The sequence below is a fragment of the Flavobacterium sp. HJJ genome (assembly GCF_015351475.1).
In the GTDB taxonomy this organism is placed as follows: domain Bacteria; phylum Bacteroidota; class Bacteroidia; order Flavobacteriales; family Flavobacteriaceae; genus Flavobacterium; species Flavobacterium marginilacus.
Genome location: NZ_JADKPR010000004.1, coordinates 105,932 through 129,634 on the forward strand (window position 1 = coordinate 105,932; position 23,703 = coordinate 129,634).

Below are 23,703 nucleotides of genomic sequence, written 5' to 3' on the forward strand. Positions count from 1 at the left end.
TATTATTAGAAACGAACAGAAAGTCCAAGGGTAACACGTTTTGTCGGCGGAGTGCTAGAATTATCAATTGCTAAACCAAACGCTCCTTTACTCATATTCACCTCAGGATCTTGTCCTTTATAGTTTGTAAAAGTAAATAGGTTATCTGCAGTTGCATAACAGCTCAATTCAGTAAGTCTTATCTTTTTTATGAAGTTTGCGTTAAATGCGTAGCGGAATGTTACAGAACGAAGACGAGCAAAAGAAGCGTCTTCAACATAACGATCTGAACCTAACCAATTATACCCTGCTCCAAAAACAGCTCTTGGCATATCTGTTACATCACCAGGATTACGCCATCTCGATAATACAGCTGTGCTTTGATTGCTATATCCATACATATTGGTAGCATACATATCGGCACCATTGATAACATCATAACCCAATCTGTAAGTAAAATAAAACAATAAAAAGTATTGGTTTTTATAAGCTATATTAGGTCCAAAACCTCCAGTAAATTTAGGATTACTATTCCCTAGATAAACTACGTCACGACTATCAATGTTACCATCATGATTAATATCTTCATATTTAGCATCTCCAGGCTGAAACACATAATCTGTAAGCGGATAATTAAAACGCATCAAAACTTCTTCACCATTAGGCCCTGTGATTTTATTTCCGCTGGCATCTGTAGCTTTTGTAGCTTCCAAATCTGAATACACTCCTTTAAAACGGTAGCCATAAAATGAACCAAACGGGTTATCAATTTGAAGAAAACGCTTATATTCACCATTTTTATCAGTATTTCCACTCTCACTTTGGTAGTATTCTGAAATTTCTTTAATAGTGTTTTGGTTACTTGAAACATTGAAATTAAAATCAATTTTCCAGTCTTTAGATTTAAAAGGAGTTGTAATAAGATTTACTTCATATCCTGTATTCTGCATTGTCCCTGCGTTTTGGTCAAGTGAGGAATAACCCGAAATACTAGTTACCGCCATATCTTCAAAAATCAAGTCGGTAGTCAGGTTTCTATACAAATCTACATCTAACGACACGCGGTTTTTAAACATTTGAAGAGTAAAACCTAAGTTGGTTCCTTTTAATGTTTCCCAGCGTAAATTACTCAATTCAATATTAGAAGGAATAACCCCATTAAGATCTAGATACTGAGTAGAATAGTTCTTATAAGTATTAAAGTAACGATAATCCTTTTTAGGAGCCCTGCCAGATTCTCCGTAACTGGCTCTAATACTCAAATCATTAATTGCTGTAACATTTTTCATGAAGGGTTCACCAGAAACTCTCCAACGGCCAGATATAGAAGGAAAATAACCATATCTGTTTTCGGGTCCAAATTTAGAATTTCCATCCACACGCAGACCAGCACTAATAAGATAACGATCTAGTAAGCCGTAGTTCACACTTGCTAAAGCACCAACGCTTCTAGCTTGACTACTACCGCTTGCGAGCTTTAATTCAGAATTTTGAGTTCTTGACGGAACTGATGGATCTGTTAATAAAGACGAAGCAGTATTTGATGTCAATGCTTCATGAGAGCTATACTTATAATCATTGGTCTGCAATGACACTAAAGCTTGCAAAGTCTGATTTTTTCCAATATTTGGCTGATAAACAAGGTTAGTTTTAGTTACTATATTAGAACCGTCAATATCAGCATCAGATGCTCTATTTACAACAGTTTCTGTAAAAGGCCTTCCGGTGGCATTCTGTGGTAAAAAAGATTTATTTTTTGTACTGCTATAATCAAACTGCAGATCAAATGAAGCATATAACTCTTTAGGAATAATATCAACATTCACGTTAAAATGGGGTGTTATACGATCTACCACTTGATCATTTGTTGCAAATTCTGCCATTGCAACTGGATTATAAGTCCCAGGATAAAGACCTTGAATATTTGAAGCTGGCGTAAAATAATTTGGCGTAAGATTACCCTGCGCATCATATTCATAAATACTCATATTCGGCATTTTAATGTAAGCAACTCCACGCAAAAGATCCTTATCATCACTATTGTTAAAACTATTCACATAATTACGCTGTGTATTAGTATGCGTATAAGAAATATCAGTTCTAAATCGAATACGATCAGAAACAACATAATCTAAATTCAATCTGGTATTTAATCTCTCTAAACCAGTTCCTTTAGTTACACCTTTAGAATTGTAATACCCAACCGAGCTAAAATATCTTGCTTTTTCACCGCCTCCTGATAAAGAAAGAGTATGCTCACCAGTTTTACCGGTTTGCGTAATAGCGCCTATCCAATCTGTATTTTGGCTGTAATTCTTATAATTGTAAACATCCTGAGGATCATATTGAAACTCTTTAATGAACAGCGTATTCAATGGTACACCATTCCTGTTCATATATTCTTCTGGGATCAGCTGAGAATATTGATCTCCATTTAACATAGGAACTGTAGGAGGCGTTTTGGCATAAGTTGATTTATAAGTGTATGAAATTTTTGGAGCACTTACACCTCCGCGTTTAGTAGTAATCAATAAAACCCCGCTGGCGGCACGCGAACCCCACATTGCTGTAGCAGCAGCATCTTTTAAAACAGTTATAGTTTCAATATCTGTAGGGGAAATATTCAATAAAGCAGAATAGCTTTGTTCATCGGCAGTACCAAAGTTGAAATCTGGCGGCACAGCTGTTTCATAAGGCATTCCGTCAACTACAATTAAAGGATCTGAAGATCCAGAAATTGAAGAAGTTCCTCTAATTCTAATCTGCATACCTGCTCCTGGATCACCACTATCTGAGGTAATATCTACACCAGCAAGACGCCCTTGTAATGCCTCATCAATACTTGGTGCCTGGGTGTAAGCTAAGTCCGCAGCGTTTATAGAAACAGAACTAGTAGTTCTATTACGTTCATCAATTTTCAATAAACCATTATCTGATTTTTTTGAACTGTTTACAATTACTTCATTAAGAGATTCTGTAGTAGAAACTAGTGAAATTTTGATTGATTCTCTTCCTTTAATATCAATACGCTGCGATTTATATCCTATAGTAGAAATAAACAACTTGTTATTTGGATCTTTTACCTTTATAGCGAAATTCCCGTCAATATCCGATATCGCTCCAGAAACAGTACGGTTTTCAGCGTCTTGTTCTGCAATAGTTGCTCCTGGTATACTGAGTTTATCACTTGCGTCAATAACCTGGCCACGAACTAAAAAAGTTTTATTGCCTTGTTGTGCCAAAGCTGGTAAAGCTGCCAGAATAATGTAAGCAAATGTTAAACTGTAAAATATATTTGTAATTTGTTGTCTCATTTTGATTCTCTAAGTTTAAGATAGTTGTCTACTAAATGGATTAAAGACCTGTCTGCTAAATTATTACTGCTTGCCGGTACAAAATTAGCAGCCACATTTTCATCTCCGGATTCATCCTTAAACGATAATGTTCTAGCTGTACCATCACTAATTACTGCAACATATGTCTTGTCTCCCTGTCCATTTTTTCTTAAGGTTTCCCATTGTCCAGTTGTCAATCCATCATTTGAAGCCGTTTTATTAGTAATAATATGGTATTGTATAAATTCGACAACCAAATCTCTTTCTCCTGTAGTCTGTAAAGCTGGATTAGGTGAAGCCGGAAGAAGTTTAGCCGCAACAGCTCTTGCAATAGCCGCTTTATTTGGGACTATGAAAGTATACGAAGTACCCAGATCTACCCCTTCAATTTTTCCTGTTGCAACATTGAAAATTTTAGAATTTGCAAGATATTGATAGAAACTATTGTATTCAGTGTTGCTTGCCGCTAAACGTTTAATAACCAAACCTTGAAATTCAGTAGAAAATTGTGGAAAACTATCAACATAATAGGTGATTCCATTTTCCTGTAATTCTTTGCCAATTACTTTCGTTACAGTGCCATTTGCAACATCACCGGCTGCATAAACTTTGTTGTTAGACCATTGTATGTACTCCCCAGGCAATTCATTATCTCCTGTACGGATAATTCCAGAAGTAGTTGCAATGTTATTCAGTTCCCCATTAGGCGTAAGAACGATACAATTGTAAAAAAGTCTTACTAATCTATTTCGGGCTGCACTTCCGTTTTCAGTTTGTCCCGTTACAGGATTAATGTATACCCATTGCAGAAATCTTGAATCCCAGCTGAAACCAAGAGCTCCTAATACCGCATCAGATGGAAGGAAAATAGTATATTTAGTATTTATATTACTAATCATTTCTTTGATACCAGATCCGTCATTAAATATTTTGGTTGCAAAACTGTATTTAGGATCTAAATAAGCAGAAGTATAAACAGTATAAAATAAATTTGATTTCTGCACTTTGTTGGCGCCATAAAAAAATCCGTTACTTAAAACTTTCTTCTCAATAATGTCAGTTGCAAAATTAAATGTCAAATCTTCTTTCAAACCGTTTGCTAAATCATTCTTTGAAGGCCATAAAGCGCCCTGCACCATGTGTGCATTTATTAAATCCTGAAAAATATATTTTGGTAATTTATCACGTGTAGGGTAATGTTTAAGAAGAACTTTATTTATAAACTCTTCTAAAACAGTGTTTTCTGGAGCAATCAGCGTATAAGCGTCTGCTTGACCATCATTGTCTTCTGCTTTTACAAAATTTTCATTATTAGGTGAAAATGCCAAAGTAGGATCATACAATTTGACATAAACCTTATCAGATTTGCCAGTGTAATTATAATATTCTGCCGTTGCCGGCTGATAATAAACATAGCTGGTAAGATTGTCTTCTAATATCTGACGAAACAAGCTGTATTTACTGTTTTGCTCTAGGTACTGATCGATATTCATTAATGGAAGACTTACTTTGTCTACTTCATGAATAACACCATTTTCAGCAACAACATCAGCTTCTAATACTTTTGACTCTAAAACATTAAATCCTGTATACTCTTTTCCTGGATAGAAATAATTAAAATCATAAGAACTTAAATTTTTAGTCTTAAAATATTCATCCGTAAAATAGGTAATGTATTTATTGTTATAGTCTCCTGAAACATAACCGCCGTTACGATTAGATCCCACTATAACCATCGGCTGACCGTCAATAGTTTTAGTAACAAAACCATCATAAAAAGCAGTTCTTCTTCTGAAAGCATTATCTGCTACCCATCCTTTTGCCGATTGGTAATCAGACAGCCTGTCTTTCATAAAAGCATTATAAACAAGCGCATATTTAACAATTTTAGCAGCGGTTGCATCATCTATTTTAGTTACATCTGAGATACCCTGCTCTTGGAAAAATTTAGCAAAAGCTTCATCATTGGGTGCAAACATGGTCCAATATCCTGCTTTTCCTAAAATATCTTTATAACCCGCCTTTTCAATTAAGGCTGTTAAATTTTTAAAATTCCCTCTTGCTTCCAATTGCTGATAAATAGGATCTTCAAGACCTGCAGGTCGTGCATAGTATTCATCATATACATCGGAACTACAGCCAAAAGACATGGCTAAAAGAGGTATGACAAGTAAATAGTAGTGTAATTTTTTCTTCATTTTTAGATAAAATTGCTGATAAATATTTATACTTTTTTTAACTTTTTTAATTATTTCTTAACAATCAAATATACATGTTCACCTACCTCAGACTATCCTGCCCCGTCCTGTAAATTTTAATTATTTTTTTATTATCAATAAAAAAATGCATAATAAAAAGATATTGCTTCAAGTAATTAACCATAATATTACACATTACGAAGCCCTGATTTTATTGGCTCAAAGTGATTTTCAATCCTAATAATTAACCCATACTAAACAATTAACTTTTCCTTATGAAAACAGAAGACACCAAACAAAAACAATGAAAAAATCACCTGTAAATTAAAAAGGGAGCAAATAAAAAATAAGATTTTACATACTGTTTAATCCGGAGAGGATTTCAAATACAGCCAAAATCTTAACGAAGTACTATAGAAAAAACGGAATTGCGCTTCAAAATAACAAAAGAGCTCAAAAAATACAAGTATCAATTTACAGCCAAAGACAGGTCTTTCTTTCAAATTTTTAATACCATCGGCTTTTTTAGCTCAATAACCAAATCCTTATTAGCGTTTGGAGAAACCTAATAAAAACAAAAAAAGCTGCCTCCGCAAAAATGGGAGACAGCTTTTCTGATATTAGACACAATAAATACTAAACTATAACAAAAACAGAATCTAATTTTTTAATAAAAATCAAACCTGCTTTTTTATGCTTATTTTGCTTTAATATATTTAAGATTAATTTTCTGGAGCTAGTTCTAATTCTAATCCGTCAAGACTTTCAGTTATAGGAATCTGACAGCCTAATCTGCTGTTTGATTTTACATAAAATGCTTCTGACAGCATAGCCTCTTCGTCATCTCCCATTTCTGGCAGCTCAACATCATTAAGAACATAACACTGACAAGATGCACACATTGCCATACCGCCACAAGTTCCTTCTACAGGAAGCTCATAAGCTTTGCAAAGTTCCATTATGTTCATCGCCATATCTGTAGGCGCCTGTAAATCATGAATTATCCCTTCTCTATCTTTAATCTTAATTAAAACATCCATTTATTATACTATCTTATTTATTTCTTTATAAAACGGCAGCCCTTGTTTTTTTAACCTTTTACCTCAAGATCTACTGCCATTTCTTTTCTATTTTCTTTGTTTAATATTTTTAAACCAATAACATCTGCATTATGAATTACAAAAACCACTACTGCATTTGGGGCATATGTCCCGTCATGTGTTTTAAAAATGAGTTTTCCTTCATATGTCAAATTTACTAAACCATTTTTATCCGTTTTAGTTTTGGTCTGCACCTGAGAAGAAAATTCAGCAGTTACATAGGCGCTATTCTCTAACATATTTGCCTTACCGCCACTAAGTTCCTTCAAAAATTCAGCATTAGATATTTTTAACTGTCCTGTTCTATTAGACCAAATATCTATAATCTTACTAAAATTTATTTCATTCCATTCATCATCAACATTCACATAAGTTTTAGTAACAAATGCCTCTTGAATTGGTTCCTGTCCATATGTTTTAAAAAGACATAATAAAACGGTCAATAAATAAAGCTTTTTCATAATTCAAAATTTGTAAGTTAGTGTTACAAATGTAAATTTTTATTCGAAAAACCAGTCGAAATAAATTTGAATTATTTACACTGTTTTTTACACATAGTGAAAAAAAATGCTGTTATATTGGCAATTCCTTAATGATAATCTTCTAAAAACCCCCTTTTTACTCTATTTTAACAAGTATAGGTTTCAAATCCAAGAAGTGTAAAAATGACATTTTTCGTTTTGTTAATGATTTTTTTCGTTAAAAAAAATTTAAATTTTATTCAAAATAAAATGTCCTTCTTTTTATACTGTTTACATGATATTTACCACTGTTTCAATTTGAGGTGCATACTTCTTTATAGTTGTTTCTACACCTGCTCTCAAAGTCATTTGGTTAACACTGCAGCTAGTACAGGCTCCTTCAAGCCTAACTTTGACATGCTTTCCCTCATCAATTGAAATGAGCTTAATGTCTCCGCCGTCTGAATTCAAAAAAGGTCTGATTTCATCCAGCGCTTTCAAAACATTATTTGTTAATTCTTCTGTTTTCATAATTGGTATCTATTGTTCACCATCTTTTAATTCAATCAAAATCACTGACAATAATTTTAATTTTATCTATTGACGGCATTTGAATTCATATTCAAGTTTCAGAATTATTTCTTAACTGCTGAACATCCTGCCATTGTCGTAATCTTGATCGCTTCCGTTGGTTCTAAATTTTCATTTCTGTCTACAACTTCGCTAACAACATTACGCGTTATCTCATCAAAAACATTTTCAATAACCGATCCTGTCTGCAATGCTGCAGGACGTCCATAATCCCCTGCTTCGCGGATAGACTGAACTATCGGCACTTCACCTAAGAAAGCTACTCCTAAATCCTGTGCAAGATCTTTGGCTCCTTCTTTTCCAAAAATGTAATACTTATTGTTAGGTAATTCTTCTGGAGTAAAATAAGCCATGTTCTCTATAATTCCCAAAACCGGCACATTAATCGCTTCTGACATAAACATTGAGACTCCTTTTTTAGCATCGGCCAATGCTACTGCCTGAGGTGTACTTACCACAACTGCTCCCGTAACTGGTAACGACTGCATAATCGAAAGGTGGATATCTCCGGTTCCTGGAGGCAGATCGATTAACATAAAATCTAATTCTCCCCAGTTTGCATCAAAAATCATCTGGTTCAGCGCTTTAGAAGCCATTGGTCCTCTCCAGATAACAGCCTGGCTTGGAGAAGTAAAAAATCCAATAGAAAGCATTTTTACTCCATAACTTTCAACTGGCTTCATTTTTGATTTTCCATCAACTTCAACAGAAATAGGCTTCTCACTCTCTACATCAAACATAATCGGCATAGACGGCCCATAGATATCGGCATCAAGAACGCCAACTGCAAATCCCATCTTTGTTAATGTTACTGCTAAATTTGCTGTAACTGTAGATTTCCCCACTCCGCCTTTTCCAGAAGCTACTGCAATAATGTTTTTTATTCCCGGTATCGCTTTTCCTTTGATTTCATTCTTTTCAGGAACTTCAACTTTTATGTTTACCTTAATTTTGGCATCTGCTGAAACCAAATCCTGGATTGTTTTTTTAATATCGTCTTCAGCTCTTTTCTTTATATGCATTGCCGGAGTGTGCAATACCAAATCAACTACAACCTCATCGCCAAAAGTGACTACATTTGTAACTGCGCCGCTTTCTACCATATTTTTACCTTCACCAGCAATAGTAATTGTTTCTAATGCTTTCAGAATGTTATTTTTATCTAATTTCATTTTTTTAATCTCTATCTGTTTGCGTTTTTAAAAAACGTGTTTTTATTTAAACTAATTTCAGATTGCAAAGATAACGGATTAAGTTCTTATTCTAAAGGATTTGGATTGGTTTTATCGATGAGTACACTCAATAACAGCTATAACTGCCAATGCTTTTTTACTGCAGGACACAAGTATAAAGAATTTAAACGCCCATCATCGGAATCCAGAAAACCGCCTCAAAATTCATGATTTGATTATCCACAACAACAATTCCTTCGCTTTCCAGCAATTGCTGCATAAGATTGGTTCCGTCAAAATGATGTTTTCCCGTTAGCAATCCTTTTCTGTTTACAACTCTATGAGCAGGGACATCTTCTAAATTATGAGCGGCATTCATAGCCCAGCCGACCATTCTTGCAGAACGTGCAGCTCCTAAAGTTTTTGCAATAGCTCCATACGAAGTAACTTTTCCATACGGAATCTGCCGTACGACAGTGTAAACTCTTTCAAAAAAATTATCATTTGCTGGGTTCATAGCATTTAATCAAAAATATCCTTTAATAAGCTTAAAAAGTGTAACTATAGAAACAAGTCCTGTAAGAGTTCCAATAATATAATTCCCATTATTGAGTAAAAAAGAAGATTTGGCCTCTCTTTTTTTAAAATACACGATATAAAGATAAAAAACCAAAAAAGAACCTGCTACAACTCCCATTACAAATGCATAAATGAAAGACTCAACAAAATAAAAATAGCCATAAGCAGCAAGTGTAATGGAAACAAAAACATAGTATGGAATAGGAAATAAATTCAGTGCAGAAAGCAGCATTCCCAGAAAGAACCTGTTTGTCTTACTGCGTATCTTTGTTTCAGCTTTAGTCAGTTTTGGTCTTTTGGCTTTCCAAAAAAAATAAACCGTAAGCCCTATAAAAATAAACAGCCCTATTTCCTGCAGTTTATTTATTACATCAGGATGGCTATTGATAAAATTAGCAAATAATAAAGCTGAAAATGTCTGAAAAAAAACTATTACCGTAGCACCAGCAGCAAAAAAAACAGCTTCAGTTCTGCCGTCTTTCAGACTTACTTTTGCAGCGGTCATATTGATCAGACCGGGAGGTGTTATCCCGATAGCTGCAACAATAAATCCGAGAAAAAAAGGTAATAGTAGCGTCATACTTAATTAGCTGTTCCAGTCTGCAGCTTCAGCTTACAAACTGAAAACCGCCGCTATGAACTATTTGATTTTAAAACGAATATACGTAATCGCCTTGTTAATTTCTAAATACTGCTTTTCATAAAATGTCTGAAAAGCGGTAACTTCTACAGGACTTCCTTCGTTTACATACACATTATGATTAGCATACAAAACCTCATGCCCTTCACCATGAAGCAGTCCAAGTGTGTATCCGTGCATGAACTCGCTGTCCGTTTTAAGGTTTACAACACCATCCTTTTTGAGGATTTTTTTATATAATTTTAGAAATTCCGAATTGGTCATTCTATGTTTTGTTCTCTTGTATTTTATTTGAGGATCCGGAAAAGTAATCCAGATTTCATCCACTTCATTTTCGGCAAAAATATGATTGATTAATTCAATTTGCGTACGAATAAAAGCCACGTTATGCAGTCCTGTTTCAACAGCAGTTTTTGCTCCGCGCCAAAAACGGGCACCTTTAATATCGATTCCTACGAAGTTTTTATTTGGATATCTCTCAGCCAGTCCAACAGAATATTCGCCTTTTCCACATCCTAATTCAAGCACCAAGGGATTTTCATTTTTAAAAAAATCTGAATTCCATTTTCCTCTCAGCGGAAATAAATCTCCGACCACTTCTTCCCTTGTTGGCTGAAAAACGTTATTGAATGTTTCGTTTTCTTTGAACCTTTTTAATTTATTTTTACTTCCCACGATATAATTACTGTTTCGGCAAAATTAAGGAATTATATAAGAATGAACGCCTCGGTACTGAAAAAATCAAAAATTATCATTTGGAACTTCCTTTCTGAATTAATACATCTTCTATCGGTGCAATGATTTTAACCACTTCATCAACATTGTCATTTGGAATAGTAATTGACAGAACATAATGCTTAATTTTCCATTCCTTACCTATTTTTACAACAACACCAGAACCTCTGCAGATTTTCATCTGAGTATTTAAAAGCTCATCAAACCACGCTGTTTTCCCCGAACTATCAAAATAAATATGACGTTCTATCATCTTAAAGTTCCATGCCTTTCCTTTGTCAAAATAGGGTTTGGCAAATGCCTTAAATGCTTTTACACCCCAATTCTCAGATGGATCTGTTCCAATAAAAATAGCATCTTCGGTCATCATTCCGAAATAATTATCAAAATTAGCTTCGGCTGCTGCTTTGTGCCAGGCATCGAGCATACGGTTTATCTGCTGTTTTTCATCTGATTCTTTATAATTCAGAGAATCAAAACTAACTAATATCAATACCGCTAAACTTAAAAATAGTACTCTCATAAATTACTTTTTGTTTTTATCAGGAAGGCTTCCCTGTTTTATTTTCATTTTGCCGTCTTTCCCGTCTACTATCAATAAATGCTTTTCCCTTTTTGAAAAAATTCACTCATACTGTATAATTTATTATAAAAATTAAACGGAGATCTATAACTTTAAAATAACTGAATCAAGAGGTAAAGAGATACCTCCATTTCAAAGTTAACATAATATATTTACAAAAACTGGCGTTATATATCAAATGTTTGATTCTTTTATTCTAATTATTACTTGGCAGTTACATAATAATTTTCATCAAAAAATGAGATATTGTTTTTGCTCTTTTGTAATTTTTATGAACAACAGAATTAAAATTTTGTAGTATTTTTAAAGTAATCAGCCCTGAAAGCAAGGGTTATAATCTAAAAACAAAAAATATGCGATCATTAAAAATTTTACTGATAGGTGCTTTCCTAATGTTAGTGTCTACAACAGTTTCAGCACAAAAATTTGGAATTAGAGCTGGTGCCAATTTTTCAGACATCAATGGAGATGGCTGGAACACTGATGCCAAAACAGGACTTTATGTGGGTGTTTACAAAGAAATCCCATTGGTAAAAAGCCTGTTGTTTATACAGCCTGAGGTTCAATACTCTCAAGAAGGTTTCTCCACAAATATTGATGATGTAAAAATAGATTATCTTACGGTGCCTATTTTAGCAAAAATATACGCTGCCAAGTTATTGAGTTTTGAAACTGGTCCTCAATTTGAATTTCTAGTTAATGATGATAATTTTGGCGATGCAAACAGTTTTGTGCCTTCATGGGCTTTTGGAACCTCTTTGAATCTGCCTCTAGGTTTATCTATAAATGCCCGATATATTACGGGTTTGGATGATACCTACGATGGTATTTCAGGAAAAAATCAGGTTTTTCAAGTAGGTGCCGCTTTACAATTCTAAGAAAACCAACTAACTCAATTTTACTGAAAAATGCCTTAAAGCAGTATACTTTAAGGCATTTTTTTATACATTTCTATTTTTCACAAAAAAATACAAGAAACTACAAATCAATAATTTAAAAATAAATCTTGATTGACTTCAAAAATATTTTAACAAAAAATTAGGATATTTAAAAAATATATTTAAATCTTTGCACACGAAAAAATAATTAACCCTTTAAAAACGAAGAACAATGTTTGTATTCAAATCATCATTACAAGGCTTCACACCAGTTGGAATTGGTGCAGCACATCTTCGTGGCTTATTTCAATCTTAGAAATTCAATTTTATACTATATGAAAAAGCCCGAAGCAATTTAGATTCGGGCTTTTTTGATTTTATTCTAGACTCTTCTCAAAAAATTCCCGAATACAGCTCCTTACTTTATCCCAAACGGGATTAAGATACTTTGCCGTTACATCTCATTTTCTGTATTTCAGATTGGCGATTTGCAGCGCTGCAAACAAAACGAACAATAGTAAAAATTTCATGGGAAATAAATTATCGGGAAGAGATCTAATAAAATTAGGCTTCCCAAAAAACAATAGTATCAATATCGCCTTAGGTCAGATTAGCAGATACCGAAAAAAAGAAAAAAAAGAGCGTATCATCAATGAAGCCAAAGATGTATTACTGCATCCGGAGAATTATAAAAATGACGGTACTTGGGGAAAAGTGGCCGAAGGTCTTATTAATCCTGTCGTGGTTAGAATGCATCAGCTGCAGACCACGCGTGCACCATTCTCTATTTTTGGAGAAAATGAAATTGATGAACAGGCAAAATTTCAATTGTATGATTCTTTAAAACTGCCAATTTCTGTAGCAGGTGCTTTAATGCCTGATGCTCACTCTGGTTATGGATTGCCGATTGGCGGTGTTTTGGCAACAGACAATGCGGTTATTCCGTATGGTGTAGGAGTCGATATTGGATGCAGAATGAGTTTGTCAATATTTGACCTGCCGGCTTCCTTTATCAAAGGAAAAGATTATCAGCTGCAGGCCATTTTAAAAGAGCACACCAAATTTGGAATGAACGAAACCCACGCTAACAAAGCCGATCATGAAGTTTTCAGCAGACCGGAGTTTCAGGACATTCCATTGCTTAAAGGATTACTTTCTAAGGCATACAAACAATTGGGAACCTCGGGAGGCGGCAATCATTTTGTGGAATTTGGAACCGTACAGCTGGATACCGTTCTGCCGGAATGGAAACTGGAACCGGGCAGTTATTTTTGCGTTTTATCACACAGCGGTTCGCGCGGCATGGGAGCCAATATTGCAAAGCATTACACCTATCTGGCGTCCAAACAATGTCCACTGCCAAAGAATGTACAGCATCTGGCGTGGCTCGATTTGAACACGCATGATGGACAGGAATATTGGCTGGCAATGAATTTAGCTGGCGATTATGCCAAAGCCTGCCACGACGATATTCACCGAAGAGTGGCCAAAGCCATTGGCAAAAGAGTGGTTGTAACGATCGAAAACCATCACAACTTTGCCTGGAAAGAAATGGTGAACGAAAAAGAATGCATTGTCCACAGAAAAGGAGCCACTCCTGCCCACGAAGGTCAGCTGGGCATTATTCCGGGATCTATGACTGCGCCAGGCTTTGTGGTTATGGGAAAAGGCAATCCTGATTCATTAAACTCCGCTTCACACGGAGCGGGAAGATTGTTTTCGAGAGCCAAATGCAAAAGCACTTTTACGCAAAGTGACATTAAAAAAACATTGAAAGACCATGATGTTACACTGATTGGAGGCAATGTTGACGAAGCACCGATGGCATACAAAGACATTCACAAAGTCATGGGACTGCAAAACGAACTAGTCACTGTATTAGGCACGTTTACGCCAAAAATTGTCCGCATGGACCGATAAATTTAAAGTATGGAAAAAATAATTCAAATAACAGCAGGACGGGGTCCTGCGGAATGCACTTGGGTAGCTGCCCAAGTGCTTAAAAAAATCCTGGATGAAGCACAGACCTGTCAAATTGAAGCCACAGTCCTGCAGCGGGAAGCCGGAAACGAGAACGGAACAGTTTTAACGGCTTTGATTCTGCTGAAAGGAAAAACGGTAGCCGAATTTGTGAACTCTTGGAAAGGAACTATTCAATGGATTGGACAAAGCAGTTTCAGGAAAATGCACAAAAGAAAAAACTGGTTTATCGGTATTTTCGAAATGGATGCTTTAGCCATAAAATCCATTTCCGAAAAAGATATTCAGTATCAGGCCATGAGAAGTTCCGGTGCGGGCGGACAGCATGTCAACAAGGTAAGCTCGGCCATCCGCGCTACACATGTACCCACAGGATTGAGTACAGTGGCTATGGATTCGCGTTCGCAGCACCAAAACAAAAAACTAGCTACGGAAAGACTGCTTGAAAAATTCAAAGTTTTTGAACTGGAAATGATCAGGAAACAAGCCAGTGATCAATGGGAAAACCAATTGAATGTGGCCAGAGGAAATCCAACGAGAACGTTTACCGGATCTGATTTTAAAAATGAAAAAACAGTCAAGAGCTACAAATCCGAAAGACAAAAATTAAAACAGCAATTGAATCATAGAACTGAATATATCGATTCATGATTCTAATCTTAAAAACAATATGAAAACAGCAGATAAATATATTTTTCAGGCACTGGACAATTATCCATACTGGCTCGAAGGAACCATAGAATCATTGGATTATGCTTTGTCATATAACGAAAAAGACACTACAGCGTTATGCTTATACGGCAGAGTGCAATCCGAACAGCTGCAGGATTATGAGGAGGCCAAGCGTTACTTTCAGGAAGCGCTGGCCATCAATATTCACGCAGTTGCAGTTTATCCTTATTATTTGAATGCCCTGCTTTTGAATGAAGATTATGAGGAAGCTTCAAAATTAATTGATTTTGCCTTAACGGTAAAAGGGACAGATAAAACCGCTATTCAGCTCAAAAAAGTAATGCTGTTAGAAAAACAGCAGGAAATCATACCAGCTTTGAAACTGATAAAAGAAATAAGACTTTTGATGACTGCCAATGACAATCTGGAAGAAATAGAAGAAACCGAAAAACGTCTTAAAACCAAAAAGAAATTATTAGCTCCCAAGAAGAAGAAAAAATCTGAAAAAGAGGTTCCTGAAAAAGAAAAGAAAAAGAAAAGCAGAAGAAAGTGGTTTTTTCTATAAATAAAAAGGCTGTCCCAAAAAGACAGCCTAATTTATATATGCTTGATAATTTGCTTAATGAGCTTTCTGCTTATCGAATGTAGTATTTAGTACTTTTTTGATTTTGTCCAAAGCTCCGTTGAATGCTTTCTCAATCGAATCGGCGTGCTCTGTAACGGCTATCGGCTGCATATTGGCAGGGCGTGCTTCAATAACGCAGCGTTTATCTCCAAAACCTGATTTAGCACTGTTTTCATCTCCAAAATGCACTTCGATACGCGTTACTTTATCATCAAAACGGGATAATACTCTTGATACTTCACTAGAAAAGTAAGATTCTAATCTTTCGCTTCCTTCTATATTCTTGTCGGTGTTAATTTGTACTTTCATTATATTGAATTTATTGGTTTTTAATGCTTATTCTCAAAGTTAAAAATTATTCCCTAAAACAGCTCTCTTTTAGCAAAAGATTATGAAAGAAAAAAGTTGTTTTTTTATTCCCATGAAGGAGGAATATTCATTAATTGCTGCGTCCTGTAATTAATAGTATTCAGAATTACAGCAATACAAGCACCTAGATTTTTTTTGATGTCATTGCTCCAAAAACGCAAAACTTTCCAATTCTGAGATTCTAAATAATGATTGACTTCAAGATCACGTTGTATATTTCGTTCAATCTTTTTTATCCAATATTCTGAATTGGTTTTTGGTTTTTTTATCGTTTCCCAGTCTTTACCGTGGAAGAATTCGCCATCAACAAAAATGGCAATTTTTAGATTTCGAAAAGTCAAATCTGGACAACCAAAAACTTTTTTATTGTTTTTTCGGTATCGTAATCCTATATGCCATAATGCTTTGGCCAAACGCACTTCGGCTTTTGTTTCTGTGCTTTTTATAGCACGCATGTTTTTGGAACGCTGTACTGAAGTTAGATTGTCCATGGCGTAACCGTTTAAAAACTGTTACTGTAAAGTTAGAGAGATTATTTGTAAGGTTGTTTAAGAAGGAAATATTTTTAAATCCATGAAAAACTAATGATTACAACATTTTTAACACAAAATCCTTAGCCTTAATAAACTTCTCTATTAATTTATCATTTTCATGCTTTCCAATTAATAATTTATTATCATTTGTATAAAAACATTTTCCGTTTAAAAGTTTGAAATTATTTTCTACTAAAATTTTAGCATCTTCATTTGATAAATCTTTTTCATAAATCTCAAATTTTGAAACGGCTGAATTATTAAAGAATTTCATAAATTTATTTCTAAACTCTAGTTTCGTTTTATCTCTGAAATCTTTAATTTTAGTTTCATTAAATGCAGAATACGATTTTAAAACGTACAGGAAATTTATTTGATATTGATGAACAAAAAGCGTGTCCCTATCAAATAATCTATCCACAAAATGAAAAGATTTTACAGGAATTTCTTTTTTATGTTTTAACGAATGTTTTTCAAAATCATGAATATCTTCTATATAACCATAAATGAAGAAATTTGGAGTAATGTTATAACCTTCTGTTATTTCATCTCTGTATCTAATGTTCTCTTTATAAACATCATTATTATTTAGTAAATCGATGTTAAACTGAATTACATTTTTAGCATATGTAAACTGTTTGTATTTAGATAATTTACCAGCTTCGCTTCCAGATTTATAATATTTAGAATCCCCAATATAAAATATATCGGAAGTATCTATTAATGATTTATAATCAAAAATATGATCAATAATTTTGCCATCCTCATTATATTTTAATTCATCTAAAGAGACGCTGTTTATTTCTTTCTTTTCATCTAATTTGTCTGAAAACAGCTTATCAATCATATCTTCAAAAACAAGATTGTAGTTTCTTACCGATATAAATTCTTCTTTTTTCTTTTTCCTACTGCTTGTATCGGTTTTTGAAAAATACAGTTCACATAAAACATACATTCGTTTTAAAGTATCAGAGAAATAACGATACTTTATTTTTTTTAATTTTGACAATCCATTTTTTTGCAGTTTTTCAAAACTTTCGCCTTTGATAATATTGTAGCTTGAATCAATTTTAAGATGAAGCTGATGTTCTTTATTAAAATGATTTAATATTGAAAAAAAGTAAGTTAAAAGTTCTTCTTCTGTATTTACAATCTTCTTTTTATTATTTATTTCAATATAAATCGATGTATTTTTTGAAGAAAATATAGGTAAAGATTTTCTAATAGTTTTATCCCATTTAGGTTTCTTTACTTGATTGGATTTATATTCAATATGTTTATATAGAATAGTGTTTTTATTCTTTTTATAAAAATTAACAAAACTTAAAAGCAAATCCAAATAGGAATATTCTAAATCACCCAGATTAGTATTTAACTCAAAAGCTAATGAAGATTCAATAATTGAAGTCTCTCTAATTCTTCGTTTATATTCTGTAAGGCTATTGTAAAAATAAACTAATAATTGACGTATCCATTTATACTTTTCATCACGTTTAAAAGTTTCTGATTTTTCAAAATCAAACAGATCATCTTTAGAAATTCCAAAAACAGTTTCTTGATTATCCCTCATAAAGACTTTAGGCAACATATAAACCAATTCCTTTTTTTCGAAAGAATGGTAGTATCCTACCGAAATTATCTTGCCAATACTTCCGATTTGATTGTAAAATTTTGGATCGTCAAATACAGAAGTTAAGTTGTCAATTAAATAATCTTCGCCTTCAATTAGAATCTTCATTTTAGATAGTCGCTTTTACAATAGTTCCTATTTTTAAAGCTTCTAGAATCCTCATAACTTCATCCTTCCCATTTGTTTCAACTGGAAAAAAATCTTCATATGAAACATCTTTTGCAAAAATAGAATCTGAACTATCTTCATCTTTAAAAACATCATTCCATAAATAGAATATTGCTTTGTTTGTAAATTCTTTTAAAGATATTTCTTTAGAGTCCGATTTTATAAAATAATTACCAATGCACTTATCCATGCCAAGATTTGGATTCGTTTTGATTATTGCATTTACATTTTTAATAAAATCAATCCATTTAAAATAAGTTGCTTCATCAATTTTAACTCTGTATTCAAATGATTCATTTTCTGGAATATCATCATAACAAATTGGAATATATTCCCAATTCCAGCGCCTTTTGAATGCACTATCCATCGGAAAAAGAGATTGATCAGAAGTATTCATTGTAGCCAATAGTCTCAAATTTGGTGGTAATTTCAAACCTGATTTTATACCACTGTGTTCTACTCCAAGTTCTGCAATCAAATGTTCTTGCAATTCCGATGAGGGTGTTACATCATAATTGCTGTTTCTATCTAATAATTGAAAAATATCTCCAAAAATTTCGGCACAATTACCTCTATTAATTTCTTCAATAGCAAGATAATATTGATTATCTAAATCTAACCAAGCTTTGGTGTAAATATTTGTAAAAACCTGTGGCACAAATTCATATTTTATTTCCCCATCTCTTGAAATAGGTTTATAACCACCTACAAAACAAGCGTTGTCATATTCTGGATGAAATGTTATTCTTTCATAGTATTTCTTGTCCAAAACCTTTAATGTTTCGTTTACTTTGAATGATTTTCCTGTTCCTGGCGCACCGTAGTAGATGGTGTTTAGAGTTTCTTCATTATTTATAGTCCCTGAAGTTTGAATGCCTGAAAATCTTGTCTCTAAATAATCATAAACATCAGGTTTTTGGGTAAGACTATAAATCAAACTACCTAATTTTGCAGATGATGCATCGGGTACATTAATGATTTTTAAAATAACTGACCCAAAAAAATCGGAAGTCCCTCTAACTTTATAATTATCAGGCGTCCCATTTAAAATAGATTTAGCACCAAAATTTAATTGATGTTCAGAACTCGCAAACATACTTTTAAACAATTCCAAATCGGCTAAATCTAAATCTCCTGTATTTGTTAAATCACCATTGTTATTAATAAATTCCCCTAAAACATTTTTATCATTTAGAGCCTTTATATTATCAAACGAATCTGAATATTTTTTTAATTCTGTCGCAAAAGGTTTTATTTTAACAGCAAATGAAATATACTGACTTGGAACAAAAATGATGTTGTTTTCAGATTGAAATTTAATTGAATGTGATTCTACTTTTTCAACACTTGGCAATTCATTTAAAGCAACTTTGTCACTATTATTAAATGTAACTTCAGGCCAGTCAGTATTTTGTAGAAAATATTTTTTTAATTCGCTTCCTAATTCCGATATGTCAACTAAACTCATATGATGTAAATTTTAAAGTAATTGTTTTTTAATTTCATTAAAAACTGCTTGAATAACAGGAACCGAAACACTATTTCCAAATTGTTTATAAGCCTGATTATCTGAAACCGGAATAACATAATTTTCTGGATAACCTTGCAGGTTTCCAGCTTCTCTTGGAGTTAATTTTCTTGGATTTGCATCAGTTTGCTCAATCAAAATTTCACTTCCATCCTTGTAATATCGTGCAGATATTGTACTTGTATATTGAGTTTTTTCATTTACTGATGAAAACCCAAATCCATTTCCTTTTTCTTTATGTTCTTTCCTTCTTCGGATGTGTCCCGCAAATAATTTATCCGAAATCGTATATTTTACATCTGGTCTTTTTATTAAAATATCACCAACAGCAGTTGATTTAATATTAACTAAACTTTCTTTTTCGTATATAACAGCATCTTCTGAATCAATTCCAAATGGGAATCTAAATGTTTTGTTTTTCTCTTTTAACCAACCAACTATAAAAATTCTTTCTCTGTTTTGAGGTATTCCAAAATTTTTAGAATTTAAAATTTCAGTAGCTACTTCATACCCCAATTCATTTAAAGTTTCAATTATGGTCTTTAATGTATTTCCTTTATCGTGGTTTTTTAAACCTTTTACATTTTCTAAAAAAACTACTTTAACTGGCTTACCAATTTCTTTTCTTCTATTAATAATATCAACCACATCAAAAAACAAAGTCCCTCTAGTATCTTCAAACCCTTTTTTCAATCCTGCATGAGAAAATGGCTGACATGGAAATCCGCCACACAAAACATCAAATTCTTCTGGGATATATTTTTTTGTACTTTCTTTTGTGATATCACCAAAAGGAGTTTCACCAAAATTAGCTTTGTAAGTTGTTTGTGCGAATTTATCCCATTCAGAAGTAAAAACACATTTGCCTCCTAAATTTTGTAATGCTAGTCTAAAACCACCAATTCCTGCAAATAAGTCAATAAATTTAAAACTATAATCTTTTGGTGTTGGAAAAGGAACTTTCTCTACTTCAAATAATAAATACTGCTCTGCATCATCGTAAAGAATATTTAGCTTTTCTTCTTCATTTTTATATTCAACAATTTCTTTAATATATTTATTGGCTTCTTTTTCATAATGCTTTTTCACTCCATTATGATAATTATGAAGAAAATGAGTAACTACAGCTTTTCTGTTACTTTCATCTATATCACCAATATGTTTTTTGAATTTTTTATTATCAAACTCATCGATTGATATTTGCTCTTTCATTTTCATTTTTTAAAACTGTTATCATTAAAAAAAGTCGCAAAATCACTGTCCAATGCGAGGATTATTTTTTCCATAATTTCTATAGAGACATTTCTTTTTCCTTTCTCTATATCAGAGATATAGGTTCTATCTACATTTGAAACATTTGCCAAAAATTCAATAGAGAACCCTTTTTGTTCTCTCAGTTCTTTGACTTTAAATCCGAATTTTTCTTTTATATTCATAGTTTATAAAAATAGTTTTGTGAGGACAATTGACCTGCTTACAATTGTCCTCATTCAGGATTAGTTTTCAACTTGTTTTTCAAACCAAAAAAAACGCCAATCTTTCGACTGGCGTTTTGTATTTATAGAAAGGTTTATTTTAATTTTCCTCTTCTAAGTTTTCGAGCTGCATTTCTAAAACTTTATCTGTTTTAATCCGCTTCACGGTTTCTTTACGGGCTATGAGCAGTGGGATAGCAACCCCAGCTGATAAAGCCAAAATGATAAAACAAGCTGAAAGTCCGTTGTTTGCAGTTTCAAAGAAAAGTTTGGAATACACATCCGGATCTTTTTCGGCGGTTAATTTCATAACGCCTACCATCGCTTTATAGGCAAAAAAACCAGGAATCATAGGAATTAAAGCAGGAAGCGAAAAGGTCATTGGCGGTGCTTTGCGGTAATGAGCAGCCAAAACACTTAAAAAACCGATAAGACTCGATCCGCAGAAAGCAGCAAAAACCAATCCAAATTCGAGTGAAATCATATAAAACTTGAGCAATCCTCCAAGTGCCGACATAATGTAAATAGCTGCTAAAGTGCGGCGGGGAACATTAAATAATGCTCCAAAACCAATTCCAGCACATCCTAACCAAATTCCTTTTTCTAATAATGCGAAATCCATTTTAATGTAATTTAAAAATTAATAATGAAACCATCAGCCCTAATGCAATGGCAAAAGCGATAACCAAAACGTTAACGCCTCGTGTGGTTCCGTTTAATATGTTTCCGTCAATAAAATCAGAGAAAGAATTAATCATTGGCACTCCGGGAATCAAAAACAGAACAGAAGTGGATAAGGCATGTATAAAATCTTGATCAGGATTAAAATGCCACCAGGCTCCAACTAAAAAAGATGAGGTTAAAGCCGCAAAAAAGATACAGAGGTAAAAATTGAATTTGAGCTTTACCGTTTCCTGTCTTACAAACAAGCCTAGGAAAGTTCCCAAAAAGCAAAGAATCATTTCGGCTAATCCCCCGCCAAAGAGTCTGCAGAAAGAGGCCCCTGCCAAGGCAACGAGAAATAAAACCAACGCTCTTGGATATAATGGTTTTCGGTCAAGCAGTTTCAGTTCATTATTTATACGTTCCAGTGACCATTTCTCTTCGACTATTTTCCAGCTCATCGTACTGATATCGGAGATGAGATTGAAATTAAGATGCATATTGGGCACCCATTTTACGCTGGTGAATGTTTTAATCTGATCTTTATACTTTACGGTAATCATCAAAGCATGATTGCTAATCATTAAATCCGAATCGCAGCAAAAAGCACCGGCAATTCTGCTGATGGTTAATTTGACCCGTTCGGTATTGGCGCCCGAAACAATGAGTAGGGAACCTATTTCCAGGAGCATTTCTCCCAGTTCATATTTGTTTGGTTTTGCAATTTCCATATAAATGCGGTTGTTAATTTTACTCTCAAATTTAACGAATTGGCCTCTCAAAAAGGCTGATTTTTGTCTGAAATCAATAATTTATTTAGAGAATAAATAACAAGTGCTTTCTATCGATTTCGCTTGCCATAAATTGTAAAAATCGGGCTTGAATCTGCTTTTTTTGGAGTCAATTTTTCGATTTTGAACTTCATTTTAGGTTTTTAACGGCCCAAAAAACGTCAGCAAAACGACTTTCGTTTGCCGAAAATTCATTTTTCAACACAACTTTTTAATGAATTATTCTTTTTTTGAAGTTAAAAAGAGGATAATTTAATCTTTTATGGATTTCATGCATTACGCATGGGACAGATAAGTGGTACGCGGATAACACCGATTAAACAAATTAGAAGAGAAAACAGAGAAACTAAATTACCAAAAGTTTCTAAATTTTTGTTTTAGACACTTAGAATCATCAACAAAAAAAGAACCACCCGTTTATAGAGTGGTTTAGTTAGAATATATAGTGTTGAGCGGTATAATTTCTTTTTAAAGTTGTAAAGTTACTGAGATACTAAGTTGTTAAGATTTTTTCTTAGAATCTTTAGGAATTACTTTTTCAATAAATCCCTGATTTGGGTAAGTAATTCTTCCTGAGTAGGTCCTGCAGGCGGAGCTTCTGCAACGACTTCCTGTTTCTTGGTTTTTTCATAAGCTTTCAGTACTATAAAGATACAGAAACCGATAATCACAAAATCAAAAACGGTTTGTATGAAAGCACCATAATTGAGTGCAACTTCTGCAACTGCAGGCGTTTTTTCAACTCCATTTTCCATTACTGCGGGAATACCGTCCTGAAGCACAAGTTTCAGGTTTTTGAAATCAACCTTTCCTAATAATAATCCAATGGGAGGCATCAAAATATCATTCGTGAATGAAGTCACAATTTTGCCAAAAGCCCCACCAACGATTACCGCTGTTGCCAAATTTACTATTTCCCCTTTCATCAAAAAGGCTTTGAAATCACTGATAAATCCCATAATATATTGATTTTGGTTAGTTTATAATGTAACGAATATAGTGATTTTTTAACATAATA

General features: G+C 33.5%; 23 protein-coding genes. 4 read left to right on the top strand and 19 right to left on the bottom strand.

From position 1 onward, the window contains the following. Positions 1 to 5: 5 nt before the first annotated feature. The 10 genes from IRZ80_RS04890 to IRZ80_RS04935 form a co-directional block, all read right to left on the bottom strand. A complete protein-coding gene (locus tag IRZ80_RS04890) occupies positions 6 to 3,293 on the bottom strand; it encodes a SusC/RagA family TonB-linked outer membrane protein (protein ID WP_194640440.1) in 3,288 nt (1,095 codons plus the stop codon). After that, positions 3,290 to 5,512 (bottom strand): fasciclin domain-containing protein, encoded by a 2,223-nt coding sequence (locus tag IRZ80_RS04895; protein WP_194640441.1) that lies wholly within the window; start codon positions 5,510 to 5,512, stop codon positions 3,290 to 3,292. The genes IRZ80_RS04890 and IRZ80_RS04895 overlap by 4 nt, the downstream gene beginning before the upstream one ends. A 722-nt stretch (positions 5,513 to 6,234) precedes the next feature. After that, a complete protein-coding gene (locus tag IRZ80_RS04900) occupies positions 6,235 to 6,552 on the bottom strand; it encodes a 2Fe-2S iron-sulfur cluster-binding protein (protein WP_194640442.1) in 318 nt (105 codons plus the stop codon). Between the two features lie 50 nt (positions 6,553 to 6,602). After that, on the bottom strand, positions 6,603 to 7,073 hold the full coding sequence (locus IRZ80_RS04905; protein ID WP_194640443.1) for a hypothetical protein: 471 nt from the start codon (positions 7,071 to 7,073) through the stop codon (positions 6,603 to 6,605). A 291-nt stretch (positions 7,074 to 7,364) separates the two neighbouring features. Beyond that, positions 7,365 to 7,604 carry a NifU family protein gene (locus tag IRZ80_RS04910; protein WP_194640444.1) on the bottom strand — a complete coding sequence of 80 codons (240 nt, stop codon included), beginning with the start codon at positions 7,602 to 7,604 and terminating at the stop codon, positions 7,365 to 7,367. 104 nt (positions 7,605 to 7,708) lie between these two features. Continuing rightward, entirely contained in the window at positions 7,709 to 8,836 is a 1,128-nt protein-coding gene (locus IRZ80_RS04915) for an Mrp/NBP35 family ATP-binding protein (protein ID WP_194640445.1), read from the bottom strand. Between the two features lie 184 nt (positions 8,837 to 9,020). After that, entirely contained in the window at positions 9,021 to 9,353 is a 333-nt protein-coding gene (locus tag IRZ80_RS04920) for an MGMT family protein (RefSeq protein WP_194640446.1), read from the bottom strand. Positions 9,354 to 9,362: 9 nt separating this feature from the next. After that, positions 9,363 to 9,995, bottom strand: coding sequence for a LysE family transporter (locus IRZ80_RS04925; RefSeq protein ID WP_194640447.1), 633 nt, complete (start codon positions 9,993 to 9,995; stop codon positions 9,363 to 9,365). Between the two features lie 60 nt (positions 9,996 to 10,055). Further along, positions 10,056 to 10,730 carry a tRNA (guanosine(46)-N7)-methyltransferase TrmB gene (trmB, locus tag IRZ80_RS04930; protein ID WP_194640448.1) on the bottom strand — a complete coding sequence of 225 codons (675 nt, stop codon included), beginning with the start codon at positions 10,728 to 10,730 and terminating at the stop codon, positions 10,056 to 10,058. 76 nt (positions 10,731 to 10,806) lie between these two features. Next, positions 10,807 to 11,313 carry a nuclear transport factor 2 family protein gene (locus IRZ80_RS04935; protein WP_194640449.1) on the bottom strand — a complete coding sequence of 169 codons (507 nt, stop codon included), beginning with the start codon at positions 11,311 to 11,313 and terminating at the stop codon, positions 10,807 to 10,809. A gap of 413 nt (positions 11,314 to 11,726) precedes the next feature. Here IRZ80_RS04935 and IRZ80_RS04940 point away from each other — a divergent pair, with 413 nt between their 5' ends. The 4 genes from IRZ80_RS04940 to IRZ80_RS04955 all read left to right on the top strand — a co-directional run bounded on the left by IRZ80_RS04940 (position 11,727) and on the right by IRZ80_RS04955 (position 15,468). After that, entirely contained in the window at positions 11,727 to 12,251 is a 525-nt protein-coding gene (locus IRZ80_RS04940; protein ID WP_194640450.1) for a porin family protein, read from the top strand. Between the two features lie 528 nt (positions 12,252 to 12,779). After that, positions 12,780 to 14,171: an RtcB family protein gene (locus IRZ80_RS04945; protein ID WP_194640451.1), complete on the top strand. Its 1,392-nt coding sequence runs from the start codon at positions 12,780 to 12,782 to the stop codon at positions 14,169 to 14,171. A 9-nt stretch (positions 14,172 to 14,180) separates the two neighbouring features. Beyond that, the gene (prfH, locus tag IRZ80_RS04950; protein ID WP_194640452.1) at positions 14,181 to 14,882 is read left to right on the top strand and encodes a peptide chain release factor H; all 702 of its coding nucleotides are present in this window, start codon (positions 14,181 to 14,183) and stop codon (positions 14,880 to 14,882) included. Between the two features lie 19 nt (positions 14,883 to 14,901). Beyond that, a complete protein-coding gene (locus tag IRZ80_RS04955; protein WP_194640453.1) occupies positions 14,902 to 15,468 on the top strand; it encodes a hypothetical protein in 567 nt (188 codons plus the stop codon). A gap of 54 nt (positions 15,469 to 15,522) precedes the next feature. Here IRZ80_RS04955 and IRZ80_RS04960 read toward each other — a convergent pair whose 3' ends face one another. From IRZ80_RS04960 to mscL, 9 genes are all read right to left on the bottom strand, one after another. Next, positions 15,523 to 15,837, bottom strand: a complete 315-nt coding sequence (locus IRZ80_RS04960; RefSeq protein ID WP_115814697.1) for an HPF/RaiA family ribosome-associated protein — start codon at positions 15,835 to 15,837, stop codon at positions 15,523 to 15,525. Positions 15,838 to 15,941: 104 nt separating this feature from the next. Beyond that, a complete protein-coding gene (locus tag IRZ80_RS04965) occupies positions 15,942 to 16,388 on the bottom strand; it encodes a very short patch repair endonuclease (RefSeq protein ID WP_194640454.1) in 447 nt (148 codons plus the stop codon). Between the two features lie 97 nt (positions 16,389 to 16,485). Then, positions 16,486 to 18,168, bottom strand: coding sequence for a hypothetical protein (locus IRZ80_RS04970; RefSeq protein ID WP_194640455.1), 1,683 nt, complete (start codon positions 18,166 to 18,168; stop codon positions 16,486 to 16,488). 1 nt (position 18,169) lies between these two features. Next, positions 18,170 to 19,696, bottom strand: a complete 1,527-nt coding sequence (locus IRZ80_RS04975; protein ID WP_194640456.1) for an McrB family protein — start codon at positions 19,694 to 19,696, stop codon at positions 18,170 to 18,172. A gap of 12 nt (positions 19,697 to 19,708) precedes the next feature. Next, positions 19,709 to 20,968, bottom strand: a complete 1,260-nt coding sequence (locus IRZ80_RS04980; protein ID WP_228520809.1) for a DNA cytosine methyltransferase — start codon at positions 20,966 to 20,968, stop codon at positions 19,709 to 19,711. Between the two features lie 2 nt (positions 20,969 to 20,970). Next, positions 20,971 to 21,192, bottom strand: a complete 222-nt coding sequence (locus tag IRZ80_RS04985) for a helix-turn-helix domain-containing protein (protein WP_194640458.1) — start codon at positions 21,190 to 21,192, stop codon at positions 20,971 to 20,973. A gap of 139 nt (positions 21,193 to 21,331) precedes the next feature. Continuing rightward, positions 21,332 to 21,853 (bottom strand): threonine/serine exporter family protein, encoded by a 522-nt coding sequence (locus IRZ80_RS04990; RefSeq protein WP_194640459.1) that lies wholly within the window; start codon positions 21,851 to 21,853, stop codon positions 21,332 to 21,334. A 1-nt stretch (position 21,854) separates the two neighbouring features. Beyond that, positions 21,855 to 22,625, bottom strand: a complete 771-nt coding sequence (locus tag IRZ80_RS04995) for a threonine/serine exporter ThrE family protein (protein WP_194640460.1) — start codon at positions 22,623 to 22,625, stop codon at positions 21,855 to 21,857. Positions 22,626 to 23,215: 590 nt separating this feature from the next. Further along, positions 23,216 to 23,644 (bottom strand): large-conductance mechanosensitive channel protein MscL, encoded by a 429-nt coding sequence (mscL, locus tag IRZ80_RS05000; protein ID WP_194640461.1) that lies wholly within the window; start codon positions 23,642 to 23,644, stop codon positions 23,216 to 23,218. Between the last annotated feature and the right edge of the window lie 59 nt (positions 23,645 to 23,703).